An 18737-nucleotide genomic window follows, 5' to 3' on the forward strand; every position below is an offset into this window, starting at 1 on the left:
TCGCACTCGCTTGACCGGTTTTCCGGCAGTGGGTTGCAATGGGCGGACCCCTGCGATTTCCCCATTCGCCAGATTCCAGTGGAAGGCCACCATGAACCTCATTCCGCAGTACGAGCCGGGCGCCGCCTGGCGATCACTTCCGGCGGCTCAGCAGCCGAGCTGGCCCGACCAGGCGCAGCTGCGCGAGGTGACCGCCGCGCTTGCGGCCGCGCCGCCCCTTGTCTTCGCCGAAGAGTGCGACCGGCTGACCGAGCGCCTGGCGGCCGTCGCCCGCGGCGAGGCGTTCGTCCTCCAGGGCGGTGACTGCGCCGAGACCTTCGACGCTCTCACCGTGGACGCGGTCACCGGCAAGCTGCGAACCCTGCTGCAGATGGCGGTGGTGCTGACCTACGCCAGCGGCGTGCCGGTGGTGAAGATCGGCCGCCTGGCCGGGCAGTACGCCAAGCCGCGGTCCCAGCCGGACGAGACCAGAAACGGCGTCACCCTGCCCGCGTACCGGGGCGACGCGGTCAACGGACTCGCCTTCACCGCCGAGGCCCGCCGCCCGGACCCGCACCGCATGCGGCGGATGTACGAGGCCTCGGCGGTCACGCTCAACCTGGTGCGCGGGTTCGCCGGCGGCGGCAGCGCCTCGCTCCACCAGGCCCACGAGTGGAACCGGGGCTTCGTCAGCGACTCCGCCGTCGGGCGCCGCTACGAGGAGCTGGCTGATGGCATCGACCGGGCGCTGCGCTTTCTGCGGGCCTGCGGCGGCCCCAACAAGAAGCTGCGAGAGGCTGAGTTCTTCGCCAGCCACGAGGGGCTGCTGCTGGACTACGAGGAGGCCCTGACCCGGACCGACCCGCGCACCGGCCGGCGCTACGCGACCAGCGGGCACCTGCTGTGGATCGGCGAGCGCACCAGGGACCTGGAGGGCGCGCACGTCGCCTACTTCGCCGGGATCAACAACCCGATCGCGATGAAGCTCGGCCCCGCGGCCACCGCCGAGACCGTCCTGCCCTATCTGGAGCGCCTCGACCCCGAGCGCCGGCCCGGCCGGCTCACTTTCGTGGTGCGCATGGGCGCCGACCGAGTTCGCGACCTGCTGCCGCCGATCGTGGAGAAGGTCCGCGCCGAGGGCCGGCAGGTGGGCTGGCTCTGCGACCCGATGCACGGCAACACCGTGACCGCGGGCGGGCGCAAGACCCGTCGCTTCGACGACGTCGTCGACGAGGTCCGCGGCTTCTTTCAGGTCCACCGCGAGCTCGGCACCCACGCCGGCGGCATCCACGTCGAGCTCACCGGCGACGACGTGACCGAGTGCGTTGGCGGGGGAGACCGACTGCTGCCCGAGAATCTGCACCAGCGCTACGAGACCGCCTGCGACCCCCGCCTGAACCACCGCCAGTCCCTCGACCTCGCCTTCCAGGTGGCCGAGATGCTCGCCCGCCAGTGACACGGTCCGTTGTTGTGCCATCGTCGAGCCATGGCGGGCAGGCCGAGGGAGACGCTCGTCCTGACAGAGGATTGAGAGGCGTACGCTCGAGAGGTCGGCAAGTCGGCGCAAGACCGGGGACACTAACCGAGCAGGGCGTACCCGACGAAGCCGAGGCTCAGCACCACCGCAGTCGATCGTTGGGCCGTGGAGACGCCCGTCCACGGCTGTTCGAACCGCCGGGTCGCCAGGCCGATCGCGATCAGCGCGACGGCGAACAGCGGGATCCAGCAGAGCCGGGCCAGCGCCCACCCGGGCGAGTCCGGGCTGGTGGTGAGCCCGGGGACGGCGCCGACCAGGGTTGCGGACAGGCCGCCGGACAACATCGCGCTCTGGTGCCAGCAGAAGACCGTCATCGCGGACAGGTTCAGCACCACCGCGGTGCTCCACAGCCCCGGGTGCGAGAGCAACCGGCCCAGGCGCTCGCGTACCAGCACTGCCAGCCCGCACTGCACGCACGCCAGCGCGATCACCAGCAGGGACGGCGGGTGGGAGTTGGTGCGCTCCACGCCGGGCACGCCGACCATACTGGCTGGGTAGTGGAACTGCGTCAGCAGGACGGTGAAGAGTGCGATCCCGGCCACCAGCAGGAGCCGCGCGCCCGGCCGGCCCAGGCGCCGCTCGCTCCAGCAGACGCCGAGCTGGTAGCCGAACAGCCAGCCGGGCACCAGGTTGACCAGCCCGATCCAGGACGGAACGGCGTCGCTCGCCGGGCCGTAGCGCAGCAGGTCCACCACCGCCACGACGGCCACCAGCGGCAGCACTGACCAGCAGCCCGCCCTCCGGGCGGCCGCCCGGCACAGCGGTGTGAGCGTGGTCAGCCCGGCGTACACCGCGACGAACCACAGCGGCTGGATCACCAGGGTGGCCGCGGTGTGCAGCGAGTCCCCGGGTACCCCGAGCAGGCGCAGCGCGACCAGCAGCACCGCCCAGATCGCGGTCACGGCCAGGGTCGGGCGGCCCAACCGCACCATTCGGCGTCGGATCCAGTCCCCGGTGTCCTCACCGCGCCCGACCGTGCGCCCGAGCGAGAGCGCTGAGGAGTAGCCGCCGACCAGGAAGAAGATGGCGAGCATCTGCAGCACCCAGCTGACCGGGGAGAGGTAGCCCATCGCGGTCAGCGGGCTGGCGTTGTGCAGGGCACCGCCGTCGTCGACGGTGAAGCCGCCGAGCAGCCAGTGCCCGAGCGGGACGGAGAGCAGGGCCAGGGCGCGCAGCCCGTCGATTCCGCGGTCGCGGTCCAGCGGAGTGGTGATCTCGATCCGGTGGACGACGGAGCGCAGCGGCTCCAGGACGGAGGGGCGGGTGACAGCCGGTTCAGTCAAGGTCATGGCGGCAGTCCTCAGCGGGTGGGGTGGCGGCACAGCGTACGGACGGGTACGAACCGAGGATGATGCGGGCGAAGTTGGCGAGCGATTCGGTGCCGGGCACGAAGTAGCCGGCGTGCCCGTCGGCTCCTTCTGCCGAGACCACCCGGGCCCCGAAACCGGGATCGGTGGGGTCGCGGCCGTGGCCGAGGCCGAGCAGTTCCAACTTGGGGACGTCGCCGACCCAGTCGGAGTCGTTGCGCACCGCCCACACCCGGGCACTGGTCCCCAGGTCGGCGGCGCTGTCGGCGTGCATGCCCGGGCTTGCCACCGCCACCAGGTCGGCGACCAGGCCGGGGCGCAGCCCGTCCACCGCCTTGGCGCACAGCACCGAGCCGTAGCTGTGGCAGATCAGCGCCGGGGCGGGGGAGTTGACGGCGGCCAGGCCCTCCAGGAAGCGGCGCAGCCGGGGCGCGCCCAGGTCGGCGAGGCGGGTCGTGGCGGCGTCGACCCCGACCCCGACCGGGGTGGTGTACCCCACCCAGGCGATGGTGGCGACCCTCGTTGCGGGCGCCTGGCGGGCCATCTCCTCACGCAAGGCGCGGGCCTGGCCGGCGGTGCGGGCGTACGGATCCCCACCCTGGTCGAAGGTGGCAAGGTCGATGTCCGATCCGGGGACGACGACGGCGACGCGCTCCGCGGTGGAAAGGTCGCCGAAGACCTCGGTGATTTGGCCGCGCCCGCGCGGGTCGAAGGCGAGGTACTGGCCGTCTTTCGCGAGCAGTTCGGCGTACCGGTCGGTCAGCGTCGCCGCCTGCTCCCGCTCCCGGGCCGGCAGGGCGCCGTCGTCGGCCTCGGCCCGTTGCTGGTCGCGCTCCCGGCGAAGGGCGAGCGCGTTGGCGCGGTAGCGCAGTTCGACGGGAGCGCCGTCGAGACTGCCCACCACCAGCGGGTGGCGCTCGGCCAGGGACGCCTGCTGCGTCGGGCTCAACGTGCCCGTGAAGTCGGCGATTTCGGAGACCGGGGTGGTGTCCGGGGCGGGCAGCTTCCGGCCCAGGGAGTGGTCGGCCAGCCAGGCGCTGGTGCCCACCGGCGGGCCTGTGACGGCGTTCTGGCTGTCGCCGGCGGCCCAGCCGGCCGTGGCCGGCACTGCCACGCAGACCAGGACGGCGGCGGCCAGCCGGCGGCGCAAACGGAAGCCTGGCATCGGGCGAGCCACTCCTTCAGGCGTTCGAGGAAAGGGAGTTCGCAACTCGACCCACCCGGGCGAGTCGCCGCTATCAGGGTCGCCCGCGACCCGGTGCCGGGTCAGTGGGGCGTGTGCCCCAACCGGGGTGGGGCCCGCACCACCAGCGACACACCAGGCACCACCACCATGTCGGTACGTATTGACGACGCTCCGTCAGTTTGTGGACGTAGGTGGTAGGTTGATCCTCGGTTGCGCGCAACGGGGGCACCGGAGAGTGCGCAGGAGCCCTGGGCGTCCCGCCGGGCTTTGTGGAACGGAGACTTCCGTGCGTGTGGTGATCGCGGAGGACAACACCCTGCTGCGGGAGGGCCTCGCGGCCCTGCTCGGCGGAGCCGGGCACGAGATCTGCGCGACGGTGCGCGACGGCGACGAACTGGCCCCCGCCCTGCTGCGCCACCGCCCCGACGTCGCGGTGGTCGACATCAGGATGCCGCCGACCTACCGGGACGAAGGCGTGCGCGGCGTGGCCGAGGCCCGCCGCCTGATCCCCCGGCTCCCGGTGCTCTTCCTCTCCCAGTCCGTCGACCGCCTGGTGGCCGGCGAACTGCTGAGCAACGGCGCCTCCGGCGTGGGCTACCTCCTCAAGGACCGGGTGGGCCGCGTCGAGGACTTCCTGGGCGCCCTGTGGCGGGTCGTCGAGGGCGGCACCGCCCTCGATCCCGAGGTGGTCGGCGAGCTGATGGCCTGGTGTCGAGGCGACCAGCCGCTGGAACTGCTCACGCCACGCGAGCGGCAGGTGCTCGCCCTGATGGCCGAGGGCCACCACAACACCGGCATCGCCGAGCGGCTGCGCCTGGCCGAGAGCTCGGTCGGCAAGTACGTAGGCAACATCTTCGGCAAGCTGGGACTGAGCCCGGAGGGCGCCGGTCACCGCCGCGTCCTCGCCGTGCTGACCTATCTGGAGGCCGTGCAACCAGCGTGATTAAGGCAGCTGTGAAGTTCTTGGAGGCACACGGGCGGCGGTGAGACTCTGCTGTGGGCGCCGTGCACAGGTCACGGTGCCGTCTCGCTGACAGGAGCCCGTCCCGTGTCCTACCGGACCGCAGGACTGACACGTCGAGCCACCCTGGGTCTCGGCACCGCCCTCGCCGTCACCCCGGCGCTGGCCCAGGCCGGCCGGGCGTTTGCCGCACCGGAGCCGAACACCACCGGCCCCGACCCCTTCCTCCAGGAGTCGCCCGACCGGCCAGGTCTGGAGGAAGCGTCACTGACCGACCTTCAGAAAGCACTGTCCAGTGGGCTGTTGTCCTCGGTCGACCTGGTGCGCTACTACCTGTCCCGGATCGAACGGCTCGACCGCCACGGCCCCACCCTCGGCTCCGTCCTGGAGACCAACCCCGATGCCATCGCGCAGGCCCGCACCCTGGACGAGGAACGACGCGCCGGGAGGCTGCGCCACCCGCTGCTGCACGGCATCCCGGTCCTGCTGAAAGACGTCGTCGAGACCGCCGACCGGATGCACACCACCGCCGGCTCGCTCGCCCTGCTCGGCGCCCGCCCGGCCCAGGACGCCACCGTCGCCGCCCGGCTGCGCGCGGCGGGCGCCGTCCTGCTCGGGAAGGCCAACCTGACCGAGTGGGCCGGCAGCGAGGTCACCCGGGTCAATGGCTGGAGCACCCGCGGCGGGCAGTGCCGCAACCCCTACCGGCTGGACCGCTCACCCAGCGGATCCAGCGCCGGGCCCGCCGTCGCCGTCTCCGCGAACCTGTGCTCCGTCGCGATCGGCGCGGAGACCAACGGCTCGATCCTCAGCCCGGCCGCCGTCAACGGCGTCGTCGGCCTCAAGCCCACCGTCGGACTGACCAGCCGGGCCGGCGTGATCCCCTGCTCGCCCACCCAGGACTCCATCGGCCCGCTGTGCCGCACCGTCGCGGACGCCGCCGCTGTCCTCGGTGTCATCGCCGGGCCGGACCCGCGCGATGCGGCCAGTGCCGCCGCCGTCGGCCACACCCAGTCCGACTACACCCGCCACCTGGACCCGGATGGCCTGCGCGGCGCCCGTATCGGCGTCCCCCGGCAGGTCTTCTTCGGCTACAGCAGCCACGCCGACGCCGTCGCCGAACAGGCCCTGCGCACTCTGGCCGCGGCCGGTGCGATCCTGGTCGACCCGGCCGACATCCCCACTGCCCAGGAGATGGCCACCGCCGAGGCCCCCGGAACGGTGGCCCTCTACGAGAGCAAGCACAGCTTCGACAGCTACCTCGCGAGCACCCCTGGCGACCACCCGCGCAGCCTCACCGAACTCATCGCGTTCAACGAGCAGCACGCCGGCCAGGAACTGCGCTACTTCGACCAGTCCCCCCTGAAGATGGTGGACACCGCCACCGACGGCGACCTCACCTCCGAGCGCTACCGCAAGGCCCTCGCCGACATCCGGGACATGGCCCGCACCCGCGGCCTGGACGCGGTTCTCGCCGAACACCGCCTGGACGCCCTGGTCATGCCCACCTGGAACCCGGCCTGGAAGATCGACTACCTGAACGGCGACTTCTACCTCGGAGGCAGCTCCGGGCCCGCCTCCCTGGCCGGGTACCCCGCGATCACCGTCCCGGCCGGCACCGCCCTCTCCCTCCCGCTCGGCATCACCTTCACCGGCCCGGCCTGGAGCGAACCGGTGCTGCTCCGGCTCGCCTACGCCTTCGAACAGCGCACCCGGGCCAGGACCAAACCGGGCCTCCTGCCCGCCGAGACCGGGCTCTGACGCCCAAGCCGGACTCCCACCCCGCCGTTCGCACCGGAGGACCGATGAGTCGCCCCACCACCCTCGCCGACAAACTCTGGGACGCCCACGTCGTCCACGCCCAGGACGGCGAACCCGACCTGCTCTACGTCGACCTGCACCTCACCCACGAGGCCACCTCACCCCAAGCCTTCGACGGGCTGCGCCTGGCCGGGCGCACCGTGCGCCGCCCGGAGCTGACCCTCGCCGTCGAGGATCACAACGTGCCCACCGCATCGCAGGAGGTCACCGACCCCGTCAGCCGCCTCCAGTTGGAGACCCTGCGGACCAACTGCGCCGAGTACGGCGTCGAGCTGTACCGCCTGGGCCACGCCCGCCAGGGCATCGTGCACGTCGTCGGACCCCAGCTCGGCCTGGTCCAGCCCGGCATGACGGTGGTGTGCGGCGACAGCCACACGGCCACTCACGGCGCCTTCGGTGCCCTCGCCTTCGGCGTGGGCACCAGCGACGTGGAACAGGTTCTCGCCACCCAGTGCCTGACCCTGGAGCGGCCGCGCACGATGGCTGTGGAGTTCACCGGCGCCCTGCCGCCGGAGGTCGGCGCCAAGGACATGATCCTCGCGCTGATCGGCGCGATTGGCGTCAATGGCGCCCGCGGCCACATGATCGAGTACCGCGGCGAACCGGTCGAAGCCCTGTCGATGGAGGGCCGGATGACCCTGTGCAACATGAGCATCGAGGCCGGCGCCAAAGTCGGCCTGATCGCCCCCGACCGCACCACCATCGACTACCTGGCCGGCCGCCGGCACACCCCGACCGGATCCGCCTGGCAGCAGGCCACCGCGTACTGGCAGACCTTGCGCACCGACCGCGGCGCCACGTTCGACCGCACCGTCACCATCGACGTCTCCCACCTGACCCCGTTGGTCACTTGGGGCACGAACCCAAGCCAGGTGGTCCCGCTCTCCGGCGTCGTGCCCGCACCCGACGACCTTACCGATCCCGGCGAACGCGCCGCTGCCCGCCGGGCCCTGGAGTACATGGACCTGACCCCCGGCACCGAACTGCGCTCACTGCCCATCGACGTGGTCTTCCTCGGCTCCTGCACCAACGGCCGCATCGAGGACTTGCGGGCCGCCGCCGCCGTCCTGGACGGCCGAACCGTCCACGAGAACACCAGGATGCTGGTTGTCCCCGGCTCGATGACGGTACGCGCCGAGGCCGAACAGGAGGGACTGCACGAGGTCTTCCTCGCAGCCGGCGCCGAATGGCGCCTGCCCGGCTGCTCGATCTGCCTGGGCATGAACGAGGATCGTCTGACGGGTGCCCAGCGTTGCGCCTCGACCTCCAACCGCAACTTCGAGGGCCGCCAGGGGGACGGCGTGCGCACCCACCTGGTCTCCCCGCAGGTCGCGGCCGCGACCGCCGTCGCGGGCCGCCTCGCGGTTCCGGCGGATATCCGGTGACCAGCAGCACACCGATTTGACCCAGCCGTTTTGGAGTTTTCGTGATGAATTTTGAAATACATTCAGGGCGCGCCGTCGTACTGGCCCGCGACGACATCGACACGGACCAGATCGTGCCTGCGGAGTTCTGTCGCAGAGTGGTGAAGAGCGGTTATGCGGACGCCCTCTTCGCCAACTGGCGGAAGGAGCCGGGCTTCGTCCTGGGTCGCCCGGAGAACCAGGGCGCCAGCGTGCTCGTCGCGGGCCGCGACTTTGGTATCGGGAGTTCCCGCGAGCACGCGGTGTGGGCACTCAAGGACGGAGGTTTCCGGGTCGTGGTGGCGGCCGGCTTCGGCGACATCTTCCGGCGCAACGCATTGAACAACGGACTGCTCCCGCTTGACCTCCCCTACGCGGAGCTCGGCCGGCTCGCCGGGCAGATTGCCGCCCACCCCGGCCTGGAGGTGGTCGTAGACCTGCGCGAGTGCACGCTGCGACTGGGCGGCACGTGCTGGCAGTTCGAGGTCGAGGAGCGCGGCCGCCGGATGCTGCTGCGCGGGGAGGACGCCATCGAGGCGGTGCTGCAGCACGGCGGTCTGATCTCTGCCCACGAGGCCCGGCGCCCCGCCTGGCTGCCGACCGTCGGCTGATCCCGGCGGACCGTCTGAAATCCGGGCCATCCCCGTCCCGACCTCCCCGCGGGCCCGTCCCCGAAGTCAGTCCCGGTCCTTCGGAAAACGGAATCTGGAATTCAGTTCGGTTCGTGATAGGATTCCGTGTGCAGAAGAATGAACCATTGATAGCCTGACCTCGCGTAACACGGCTGGCGGGGGCGCGCTATGCCAATTGGTCGGCTTTGACGCGGGGGAAACAATGCGGCGCATTCATTTTACGGCGGAAAGTCTGGCGAGCACTCGCTTTCTGATCGATATCGAGCAGATACGAGAAACGCTCCTGGCGCTCGACGTTTTGAGTACCGGAGTCGGCGGAGAGGCCTTCCGGGCCTGGCGCAAGAGAACCGCTGGCAGAAGTGACATCCGCCGCATGATCTCACTGGCCCAGGCACTGCGACCGCTCCCGGACCTCGACCACGTCGTGCAGACCCTGTTACAAGGCGACCCGGACGCCCCCGAAGCCGCCACCCAGTCACGCCTGTCAGCTGATCTGGAAAGCTTCCGTCAGATCGCCATCGCCCCCTATTGGGCGAGCATCGAACGGCGCCTGGCCGCCGACCGCGCCGCCCGCAGTGAGATCGTACTCAGCGGAGGGTGGGATCAGATGTTCACCTCACTCCACCGCGCCATCCGGTGGGACCCGCCGGTACTGGAGGTCCCGGGGGAGGGGGAGGACGTCAAACTGGGGTCGGAGGGCCTGTGGCTGGCCCCCTCGCTATTCCTCGCTGCGCGCCCCCCGATCCTCTTCGACCGCTACCTCGGCCAGGACCGCCCCACGTTACTCTATCCCATCCCCATCGACTGGGGCCGCTCCTCCTCCATCTGGGACGCCGTCGAGGAAGGCAACGGCGCCCTGCACGCCCTCATGGGCCGCACCCGCGCCGCCGTACTCGTTGCACTTTCCAGCAGCGCCACCACGACCGAAGTGGGCGAACGCGTGGGCATATCCTCGGCTGCCGCCAGTCAGCACACCGCCGTACTCCGCGCCGCCGGCCTGATCACCACCCTGCGCTCCCTGAACCGGGTCCAGCACACCCTGACACCACTAGGCGCCGCACTGATCACCCGACTGCACTGACCCCGGTCCACACCGGCAGGCGCGGCGCCGGAGGGCATGAACTCACGGAAAAGCTCCGCTTCTGACGCTAAGTCAGATGGTGAGGAGCGCACTCCCCGGGTCGGTAAGAAGAGGGGCTCTGCCCCGTCATCGGTGGTGATGGCCATCGTTGGCATGGTGTGCGTGAATGTCAACGAGCTTGTGGGTGTGGTGTTTTCGGGACGGACCTGCACTGACGGGTTGACGGGCTGGGGCCTCCCGGGGATCGGGAGGCCCCAGCCGTGAGCGGCCGCAGCGGTTCCGGTCGAGCCCGCCGCAGGGCAGGAGAGCCGGGTGCGTCGGCAGTCGTTCGTCAGGCGTCGTTCGTCAGGCGTTGCAGGTGACCACCGCGCTGGACTGCCAGAGGGTCGGGCCGATCCGGATGGCGATCGGAGCACGGGTCAGCGAACACTGGGCGGTGGTGTAGCCCGCTGCCTTGGCCTGGGCGTAGGCGCTGTTGTAGGCGGTGATGTTCGAGGCGAACGGGCTGCCGCTGAAAGCGTTGCCGACGAAAAGGGCCTGGCCGGTGACGGCAGTCCGGGCGCCGGCCGGCAGTGCGCCGACGGTCAGCAGGAGGGCGCCGGCGGCAAGGGCGGTTCCGAGTGCGCGCTTGAGGACGGTCATGATGAGGCCCTTCTGGGGATGGTGGCTCCTCGTTCCGAGGCGCCTCGACTTCGGGGATCTGTGGAGCCCGGTGTAGATCGAATTCTTGTCGTGGCGGTGGGGTGCGGACAAGGGCTGTACCCGCTTTCTGTTCGTGCCGTCGCCGGCAGGGAAGAGTCCGCGGCCACACCATGGGCAGGACCCTGATGCCCGACTTCAGCCGAACGTCGTGACCGACTGCCGAGGTGCAAGATGCATGAGCTGATCCTCCGTCACGCAGCGGATCTCAAAGACAAGATCGCCTTTGCCGATGCCGAGGACGCGGTGAGCTACGGTGATCTCGCCCGCCGTACTGCCCGGGTGGCCGGCAACCTCCCTGTCGATCGCGGCAGTCGGGTGGCGCTGTACCTGGGCAGCGGGGGGACCGCCATCGCGGCTACCCTCGGCGTCTGCCGCGCGGCCGCCGTCGGCGTTGTACTCGACCCGCGAAGCGGCGACGACGAGCTCCGGTTCCGTTTGGAGGACAGCGGCGCCGGGTTGGTGGTCACTGACCGCCAACACCTGGCGCAGGTCCGGCGGGTGGCCGGCACCGGTGTGGTGACCGTTGACGACCTGCTCGCGCCCACCCGGACGCCGCCACGTGACGACCTCGAGCCGGACGAGCCCGCCTGGCTCCACTACACGTCCGGGGCCAGCGGGGACCCGAAGGGCGTGCTGTCGACGCAGGGAGCCTGGCTCCGGTCGGCGGAGCACGCCTACCGGGGACTGCTGGGCATGTCCGGCGACGACCACCTGCTCTGGCCGCTGCCGCTGTTCCACGCCTTCGGGCATTCGATGTGCGTGGTGGGTGTCCTGGCCCTGGGCGCGAGTGCCTACGTGATGGACCGTTTCACGGCGGACCGGGCTGCCGCCCTGCTTCGCCGGACACCGTTCACCGCACTGGGCGGCGTGCCGACGGTCTTCACCCAGCTCCTGGACGTCGGGGCTCCGCTGCCGCCCAGGTGTCTGTCGGCCGGGGCCCCGCTGCCGGAAGAGCTGCGGGTCCGATTCCGCCGCAGGTTCGACCGTGAACTGCACGACGGCTACGGCAGCACGGAGACGTCCGGAAAGATCGCCATCGACGGCGTCGTCCTGCCCGGAATCGACACCCGATTCGTGGACGGTGAGATCCACCTGAGGATGCCCGGTGCCGATCGGTGGCACGCCACCGGAGACCTCGGCCGCGAGGAGCACAGCCGTCTGGTGGTGACCGGGCGAGCCGGCGAAATGATCATCCGGGGCGGGGAGAACATCCACCCGGTCGAGATCGAGCGGGTGCTGGCTCGCTGTCCGGGCGTCCGGGACGTGGTCGTGGTGGGTGAGCCCGACGCGGTGCTCGGTGAGGTGCCGGTCGCCTACGTCGTGGGCGACGTGGATCCGGCGACGCTGCTCGCCTTCTGCCGTCGCCGGTTGCCATCGCATCGGGTGCCGGAGGCAGTCCGCCCGGTCAGCCGGATTCCGCTGACCTCCTCGGGCAAGCCGGTGCGGAAACGGGTCCGGTTCCAGTACCTGCTCGACGTGGTCCGACGGGAGGCCGCGGGGATCACCGGCCTGTCACCCGAGGCGGACCAGCCATTCGTCGAAGCCGGTCTGGACTCGCTCGGCACGGTACGACTGCGTGACCGGCTGGGCGCGGAACTGGGTGTCGCACTGCCGCCGTCCCTGGTGTTCGACCACCCCACGCCCCGCGCGGTGGCCGACTACCTCGCCGGCGGGGCCGCCGACCCGCCGCCGCCCGCCCGCAAGGCCACCGAGCCGATCGCGATCGTGGGCATGGCGTGTCGCTATCCCGGCGGGATCACCTGCCCCGAGGACCTCTGGCGGGTGGTGGCCGCCGGCCAGGACACGATCACGGGGTTCCCCACGGACCGGGGCTGGCCCTTGGACGAGTTGTTCCACCCGGACCCTGACCATGTGGGCACCAGCTACGTCACGCGTGGGGGCTTCCTCGCGGACGCGGCCGACTTCGACGCCGGGTTCTTCCGGATGTCGCCGCGCGAGGCCCTGGCCACCGACCCGCAGCAGCGACTGCTGCTGGAGACGGCCTGGGAGGCGTTCGAGCGGGCGGGCATCGCGCCCGAGTCGGTGCGGGGCAGTAACACCGGTGTGTTCGTCGGCCTGATGTACAACGACTACGGCAGTCGCTTCCGGGGCGCTGCGCACCAGCTCGAGTCCCAGATCGCGTTGGGTGCGGCGGGGAGTGTGGCCTCCGGACGGATCGCCTACAGCCTGGGTCTGCACGGGCCGGCGCTCACCCTGGACACGGCCTGCTCCTCGTCGCTGGTCGCCATGCACCTCGCGGCAGACTCCCTCCGGGGCGGCCAGTGCGACCTGGCCCTGGCGGGCGGTGCGACTGTCATGGCCACACCGGACAGCTTCGTGGTGTTCAGCCGGCAGCGCGGCCTGGCCCCGGACGGACGGGTGAAGCCGTTCTCCGCGGCTGCCGACGGCACGGCCTGGTCGGAGGGCGTGGGGCTCTTGGTCCTTGAGCGGGTGGCCGACGCGGTGCGCAACGGTCACCCGATCCTGGCCCTGCTGCGGGGCTCTGCGATCAACCAGGACGGGGCGTCCAACGGCCTCACGGCGCCCAGCGGGCCGGCCCAGGCGGCCGTGATCCAGCAGGCGCTGGCCGACGCCGGGCTGACCGGCGCCGACGTGGACGTGGTCGAGGCCCACGGAACCGGCACCGCCCTGGGCGACCCGATCGAGGCGGCCGCGCTGCTCGCCACCTACGGTCAGGACCGGTCAGCTCCGGTCCTGGTCGGTACCGTCAAGTCCAACCTCGGGCACACCCAGGCAGCCGCCGGGGTCGCGGGCGTGATCAAATCCGTGATGGCGATGCGGCACCGCACCGTGCCGGCCACGCTGAACGTCGACGAGCCGACCCCGCACGTCGACTGGTCCGCCGGTGCACTTCGCCTGGTCACCGAGCGGACACCCTGGCCGGCGCAGAACCGTCCGCGCCGTGCCGGAGTGTCGGCTTTCGGGATCTCGGGGACCAACGCGCATGTGATCGTCGAGGAGTACGAGCAACTGCGGGTGGCGTTCCTCTTCCCGGGGCAGGGGGCGCAGCAGCGGGGGATGGGACGGGACCTGGCCGCCAGGTACCCGGTGTTCGCCGCGGCGTTCGAGCAGGCGTGCGCCCAGCTGGATCCGGAGCTACGCGAGGCGATCGACACCGACCTGGTGCACCGTACGGACATCGCCCAGGCGGCCCTGTTCGCCTACGAGGTGGCACTGTTCCGCCTGTTGGAGTCCTGGGGATACCGCCCGGACGCGCTGATCGGGCACTCCGCCGGGCAGATCGCGGCGGCTCACGTGGCGGGCGTGCTGTCGCTGCCCGACGCGGCGAGGCTGATCACTGCCCGCGGGCGGCTCATGCGCGAACTGCCGGCGGGAGGCGCCATGGTCGCCGTCCGGGCCGCCGAGAGCGAGATCAGGCTGACTCCTCGCACCGCGATCGCGGCCGTCAACGGACCGGACTCGGTCGTCGTGTCCGGCCCGGAGGAGGACGTGCTGGCCATCGCCGCCGGGTTCGAGCAGGTGACGCGGCTCACCGTCAGCCACGCCTTCCACTCTCCTCTCATGGACCCCGTTCTGGCCGAGTTCACGGACGTGGCACGGAGCCTGACGTACCATCCACCGCTCATTCCGATCATCGGCGGCCGCCCGGACGATCCGCACTACTGGGTGCGGCACGTGCGCGAGACGGTCCGCTTCGCCGACCACGTGGCCATGGTCGACGGCGCGGCCCTGGTCGAACTGGGCCCGGGCAACACGCTGGGCGCGCTCGTCGAGGGTGTCATCTCCACCACCGACCCCGAGCAGGCAGCGAGCCGGCTGCGGGGCACCCGCGCCTTCCACCGGCAGCGCTACTGGCTCGACCGCGCCACCGAGCACCCGCTGATCGAGTCGACCGTGATCGTGCCCGGTTCCGGTGAGGTGGTGTGCATCGCCGACCTCAGCCCGGTGTGGCTGCTCGACCACGTCGTTGACGGGACGGCGATCGTGCCCGCCACGGCGATCCTGGAGCTGGTGCTGTACGCCGGGGAGCGGGCCGGCTGCGGCACCGTCGACGAACTGGTCCTGCACACGGCGATGCGCCTGCCCCGGACGCGGCGGGCCGAGATCGTCGTCCGCCCCGAGGTCGACGGCGCGCGGCCGTTCGAGGTGCACGCGAACGGAGTCCGCTGTGCCGGCGGCCGACTGGACTCTCGGCCCGCGCCGCAGGTGGACATCGGCGAGTGGCCCCCGCCGGACGCCGAGGAGCTCGAAGTCGAGCATGCCGACTACGGACCGGCGTTCCGCGGGCTGAGCAGGATGTGGCGCCGCGGCGACGAACTCTTCGGCGAGGTGCGCGGGGAGTTCCCGGACGCCGGGCGGTTCGCGCTGCACCCCGCCCTGTTCGACGCGGCGTTGCACCCGGCACGGCTGCTCACTGACGGGGTGCCGTTCGCCCTGCGCGGCGTGCACCTGCTGGCGCGGGGCGCCACGGGTCTGCGAGTCCGCATCCACGAGGGGCGGATCGCCGCGACCGATCAGACGGGCCGGCCGGTGGCGTACGTCGAATCACTCACCGTGCGTGCGACCGGAACCGGCCGGGGAACGCTGTTCCGCCCGGAGTGGCACCGGGTTCCCGGCCGGCCACGGGGCCAGGTCCTCGAGGTGCCGCCCGGCGACGCCCCCGACGCCCTGGCGCTCACCCTGCGGGAGCTGCAGGCCGATCACGAGCACCTCACCGTTCTGGTACCGCCGGCCGACCTGGCCGGGGCGGCGGTGGCCGGCCTGATCCGGGTCGCGCAGACGGAGCACCCCGGCCGGTTCACCCTGGCCGAAGTCAGCGATGGGCGGACCGAGATCGTGCCCGAGCGCGCGAATCTGGTCCCGGTGCCAGGCGGCGCCTTCACCTGGCGCGGGACCGTCCTGGTCACCGGTGGCGGCGCGCTGGGCCAGGCGGTCGCCGACCACCTGCGAGCCAAGGGAGTGCGCGTCGTGGTCGCCAGCCGCAGCGGTGAGACGCGCCTGGACGTCACCGACCGGGAGGCCCTGGCCGCACTGGTCGACTCGATCGAGGACCTGCGGGCCGTCGTGCACACCGCCGGGGTGCTCGACGACGGGATCCTGGCGTCGATGACCCCGGCGCGCATGGATACGGTATGGCTCCCAAAGGCCGAAGCGGCCCGGCACCTGCACGAGCTGACCGCACATCGAGAACTGGACGCCTTCGTGCTCTTCTCCTCGGCGGCCGGTGTACTCGGTCACGCCGGACAGGCCAACTACGCGGCGGCCAACTGCTACCTGGACGAGCTCGCTCGCCACCGGCGGCGACTGGGGCTCCCCGCTCTCTCCCTGGCCTGGGGCCCGTGGACGATCGGGATGATGGCCGACCGGACCGCTGATCCCGGCCTGGTGCCCCTCACGCCCGCAGAGGGCGTGGCACTCCTGGAGGCGGCGCTGGGCACCGACGAGCCGGTTCTGGTCCCGATCGCGTTCGACCGCCCGCCCCGGCCGAAAACACGGACCACGCCGGAACCGACCCCGCCGACAAACCTGCTGGAGATGGTGTGCGCCGAGATCGCCGCCGTGTTGAGCTACCCGGACGTGCAACCGGACACCCCGATCCTCGACCTCGGATTCGACTCACTGACCTCGATCGAGCTACGCAACCGCCTGGAGGGACGGACCGGCCTACGCCTCCCCGCTACGGCGGTGTTCGAAGCTCCCACGCCCAGGGCACTCGCCGAGCAGTTGCGTCCGCCGCCGCCCCCGGGGACGCTCGCGTACCTGTACCGCAAGCTGTGTGAGCTGGGCCGGCCTCGAGAGGCCATGCACCTGCTCGTCTCCGCGTCGTGGGCGCTGCCGTCGGCGGCAACGCTCCCTTCCGCCGCCCCACAGCGACTCAGCGACGGCGAAGGCCCGGCGATCGTCTGTTTCCCCGCCTTCGCCTCACCCCCTGGGGAGTACGGCCTCCTGGCCCGGCATCTGCCGGGCATGTGGCTGCTCCCGCACCCGGGGTACGACGGCGGCCCCGTGCCGGAGGACGTGGAGGCCCTCGTCCGGACACATGCCGCCTCGATCAGGCGGCTCGACCGACCGGTGGTGCTGCTGGGCCGCTCCACCGGCGGCCTGGTCGCGCAAGCCGTCGCGGAACGAGTCGGTGCCGAGGCGGTGGTGCTGGTGGACACCCACCCGGTCCGGGACGAGGAATGGCTCACCGAACTGCCGGTCCGCAGCGCGATCAGGCTCGACGAGCCCGGTCTCGCGGCGATGGGCGCGTATACCCGCATCTTTCTGGACCGGCAGGAGGAGACGACCATTCCGACACTGCGCCTGCGAGCCGGCGAAGTGCCAGGTGACCACCACTCAGTCCTCGAGGAGCACGCGGCCACGACGGCGGAAGCAATCCAGGCGTGGCTCTCCCGGACGGTGTCGCCCACGCCGGGATAGGTTTCGGGGCGAGGCCCGGGCGCGCTCGAGCAGGCGAAGGCCTCTTCGGCGGCGGGGCACCCCGGGCCGGCGCCTCGGATTGTCCCGGCGCCTCGGATGGTCCCGGCATCCGGCGGTGTCGATGTCCGGCCCGCCTGACACTCACAGGGGCAGGCAGGCGCGGTCGCGCGTGGCCATACTCGAATCCATGAGCAGCAGATCAGAGTTGGGGAGGTTCCTGCGGACGCGCCGGGCGCAACTGCAGCCCGCGGACGTCGGGTTGCGGATGTTCGACGAGGAGCGGCGGGTGCCGGGACTGCGCCGCGACGAGCTGGCGCGGTTGGCGGGTGTGAGCGAGTCCTACTACACGCGACTGGAGCAGGGGGTGTCGCTCAACGCGTCGACGGAGGTGTTGGAGGCGATCGCCCGAGCGCTTCGCCTGGACGGAACCGAACGCCGCCACCTGCACGATCTCGCAGGAGCGTGGCACAAGGGCGGCAACGAGCGAACCCGCCGGCAGGCGCCGGAGCACGTCAGCGATACGACGAGACAGCTGATCGGCGCCTTCGGGGACACCCCGGTCATCGTGCTCGGCCGCCGCAGCGACGTGCTGGCGTGGAATCGCGCGGGGCATGCGTTGTTCGCCGGACACCTCGACTACCGGAGCCCCGAGCATCCCGACAGGCGTCCGAACACCGCCCGCCTGGTCTTCCTGGATGCCCACACCCGCGAGCTGTACGAGGACTGGCCGAAGAAGGCCAGGGACGTGGTGGGCAGGCTGCGCATGACCGTCGGCCGGCACCCCGACGATCCGATGCTGGCCGCGTTGATCGGCGAACTGGTCATGCACAGTGCCGAGTTCACCGCGATGTGGTCCGCGCACCCGGTCCGGGCCTGGGACACCGCGACCTACCGGATGCGCCATCCCCTGGTCGGAGCCGTGGACGTCACCCAGCAGGCCATGCCGGTCCCGGACGGGCCGGGACAGCGAATCGTGGCGGTCACCGCGGCGGCGGGTTCGGCCTCGCAGGCCGCGCTGACCCTGCTCGCTCAAGCCGTCGCCCCGGGCGAACAGACGCCCCCGGCAGATAGGACACCCGGACCGGAACCGATCGCTGACACCAGCCCGGTCTCGTAGTCGTCGTCATCCCTTCCCTGGCCGGCGGCAACGATGCCGCCCGATCAGGACAGTCAGGGAAGGCCGCTGACGACGGCGCGTCTCAAGAAACCTGTCCCACCCTGCGCACGCGGTGGGCGACCGAAGACCCAACCCCCATCTGTGGCACCCGTGAAAGGAACAAGCATGTCCGTGCTCTACACCACCGAGGCGATATCGACCGGCGACGGCCGGAACGGGGAGGTCCGCTCCCTGGACGGGGTGCTCGACGAAGTCCTGGCGGTCCCCAAGGAGATGGGCGGCCCCGGCGGCGACCGGACCAACCCCGAGCAGCTCTTCGCCGCAGGCTACGCCGCCTGCTTCCACAACGGGCTGCGACTGATCGCAGGCCGGCAGAAGGTCGACGTCGGTGCGTCCACCGTCACCTCCACGGTGAGCCTGCTCGCCCTGGACGAAGGACGCTTCACCCTCGCCGTCACGCTCTCGGCACACCTGCCCGGCCTCGACCAGGCCACCGCCGACCAGCTCGTGGCGACCACCCACCAGGTCTGCCCGTACTCCAACGCCACCCGTGGGAACGTCGAGGTGACGCTCAGGGCAACGGTCTGAGCCCAGGCGGCCGTGACA

The 18737-nt window shown here is 71.4% G+C and carries 12 protein-coding genes; 9 read left to right on the top strand and 3 right to left on the bottom strand.

The features are described 5' to 3' along the window. The first annotated feature begins 91 nt into the window (after window positions 1-91). Window positions 92-1435, top strand: coding sequence for a class II 3-deoxy-7-phosphoheptulonate synthase (locus ACZ51D_RS34640; protein WP_465622194.1), 1344 nt, complete (start codon window positions 92-94; stop codon window positions 1433-1435). 122 nt (window positions 1436-1557) lie between these two features. Here ACZ51D_RS34640 and ACZ51D_RS34645 read toward each other — a convergent pair whose 3' ends face one another. Further along, window positions 1558-2805 (bottom strand): acyltransferase family protein, encoded by a 1248-nt coding sequence (locus ACZ51D_RS34645; protein WP_465664533.1) that lies wholly within the window; start codon window positions 2803-2805, stop codon window positions 1558-1560. Further along, window positions 2792-3988 carry an alpha/beta hydrolase gene (locus tag ACZ51D_RS34650; RefSeq protein WP_465664534.1) on the bottom strand — a complete coding sequence of 399 codons (1197 nt, stop codon included), beginning with the start codon at window positions 3986-3988 and terminating at the stop codon, window positions 2792-2794. Before ACZ51D_RS34650 ends, ACZ51D_RS34645 begins: the two co-directional genes overlap by 14 nt. A 307-nt stretch (window positions 3989-4295) precedes the next feature. Here ACZ51D_RS34650 and ACZ51D_RS34655 point away from each other — a divergent pair, with 307 nt between their 5' ends. The 5 genes from ACZ51D_RS34655 to ACZ51D_RS34675 all read left to right on the top strand — a co-directional run bounded on the left by ACZ51D_RS34655 (window position 4296) and on the right by ACZ51D_RS34675 (window position 9907). Beyond that, window positions 4296-4952, top strand: coding sequence for a response regulator transcription factor (locus ACZ51D_RS34655; protein WP_360507414.1), 657 nt, complete (start codon window positions 4296-4298; stop codon window positions 4950-4952). A 105-nt stretch (window positions 4953-5057) separates the two neighbouring features. Next, window positions 5058-6731 (top strand): amidase, encoded by a 1674-nt coding sequence (locus ACZ51D_RS34660; protein ID WP_465664535.1) that lies wholly within the window; start codon window positions 5058-5060, stop codon window positions 6729-6731. 44 nt (window positions 6732-6775) lie between these two features. Further along, window positions 6776-8176 carry a 3-isopropylmalate dehydratase large subunit gene (gene leuC, locus ACZ51D_RS34665; RefSeq protein ID WP_465622187.1) on the top strand — a complete coding sequence of 467 codons (1401 nt, stop codon included), beginning with the start codon at window positions 6776-6778 and terminating at the stop codon, window positions 8174-8176. A 44-nt stretch (window positions 8177-8220) separates the two neighbouring features. After that, the gene (leuD, locus tag ACZ51D_RS34670) at window positions 8221-8805 is read left to right on the top strand and encodes a 3-isopropylmalate dehydratase small subunit (protein WP_465664567.1); all 585 of its coding nucleotides are present in this window, start codon (window positions 8221-8223) and stop codon (window positions 8803-8805) included. A 196-nt stretch (window positions 8806-9001) separates the two neighbouring features. After that, complete coding sequence (locus ACZ51D_RS34675) at window positions 9002-9907, top strand: ArsR/SmtB family transcription factor (RefSeq protein WP_465622183.1); 906 nt, start codon at window positions 9002-9004, stop codon at window positions 9905-9907. Window positions 9908-10252: 345 nt separating this feature from the next. Here the strand turns inward: ACZ51D_RS34675 and ACZ51D_RS34680 are convergent, their stop codons facing one another. After that, window positions 10253-10549: a hypothetical protein gene (locus ACZ51D_RS34680; protein ID WP_465664536.1), complete on the bottom strand. Its 297-nt coding sequence runs from the start codon at window positions 10547-10549 to the stop codon at window positions 10253-10255. A 231-nt stretch (window positions 10550-10780) separates the two neighbouring features. Here ACZ51D_RS34680 and ACZ51D_RS34685 point away from each other — a divergent pair, with 231 nt between their 5' ends. The 3 genes from ACZ51D_RS34685 (at window position 10781) to ACZ51D_RS34695 (ending at window position 18719) form a co-directional block, all read left to right on the top strand. Beyond that, window positions 10781-17014, top strand: a complete 6234-nt coding sequence (locus tag ACZ51D_RS34685; RefSeq protein WP_465664537.1) for a beta-ketoacyl synthase N-terminal-like domain-containing protein — start codon at window positions 10781-10783, stop codon at window positions 17012-17014. Between the two features lie 187 nt (window positions 17015-17201). Beyond that, window positions 17202-18131, top strand: coding sequence for a helix-turn-helix transcriptional regulator (locus tag ACZ51D_RS34690; RefSeq protein ID WP_465622177.1), 930 nt, complete (start codon window positions 17202-17204; stop codon window positions 18129-18131). A gap of 165 nt (window positions 18132-18296) precedes the next feature. Continuing rightward, window positions 18297-18719 (top strand): organic hydroperoxide resistance protein, encoded by a 423-nt coding sequence (locus tag ACZ51D_RS34695; RefSeq protein WP_360507392.1) that lies wholly within the window; start codon window positions 18297-18299, stop codon window positions 18717-18719. Window positions 18720-18737 lie beyond the last annotated feature (18 nt).

The sequence above is a fragment of the Kitasatospora sp. NPDC033851 genome (genome assembly GCF_055576085.1).

Excerpts from the sequence above, each read along its gene's own strand:
- ACZ51D_RS34640 (WP_465622194.1), top strand. The coding sequence starts at position 92 with ATGAACCTCATTCCGCAGTACGAGCCGGGCGCCGCCTGGCGATCACTT.
- ACZ51D_RS34645 (WP_465664533.1), bottom strand. The coding sequence starts at position 2,805 with ATGACCTTGACTGAACCGGCTGTCACCCGCCCCTCCGTCCTGGAGCCG.
- ACZ51D_RS34650 (WP_465664534.1), bottom strand. The coding sequence starts at position 3,988 with ATGCCAGGCTTCCGTTTGCGCCGCCGGCTGGCCGCCGCCGTCCTGGTC.
- leuC (WP_465622187.1), top strand. The coding sequence starts at position 6,776 with ATGAGTCGCCCCACCACCCTCGCCGACAAACTCTGGGACGCCCACGTC.
- leuD (WP_465664567.1), top strand. The coding sequence starts at position 8,221 with ATGAATTTTGAAATACATTCAGGGCGCGCCGTCGTACTGGCCCGCGAC.
- ACZ51D_RS34680 (WP_465664536.1), bottom strand. The coding sequence starts at position 10,549 with ATGACCGTCCTCAAGCGCGCACTCGGAACCGCCCTTGCCGCCGGCGCC.
- ACZ51D_RS34685 (WP_465664537.1), top strand. The coding sequence starts at position 10,781 with ATGCATGAGCTGATCCTCCGTCACGCAGCGGATCTCAAAGACAAGATC.
- ACZ51D_RS34690 (WP_465622177.1), top strand. The coding sequence starts at position 17,202 with ATGAGCAGCAGATCAGAGTTGGGGAGGTTCCTGCGGACGCGCCGGGCG.
- ACZ51D_RS34695 (WP_360507392.1), top strand. The coding sequence starts at position 18,297 with ATGTCCGTGCTCTACACCACCGAGGCGATATCGACCGGCGACGGCCGG.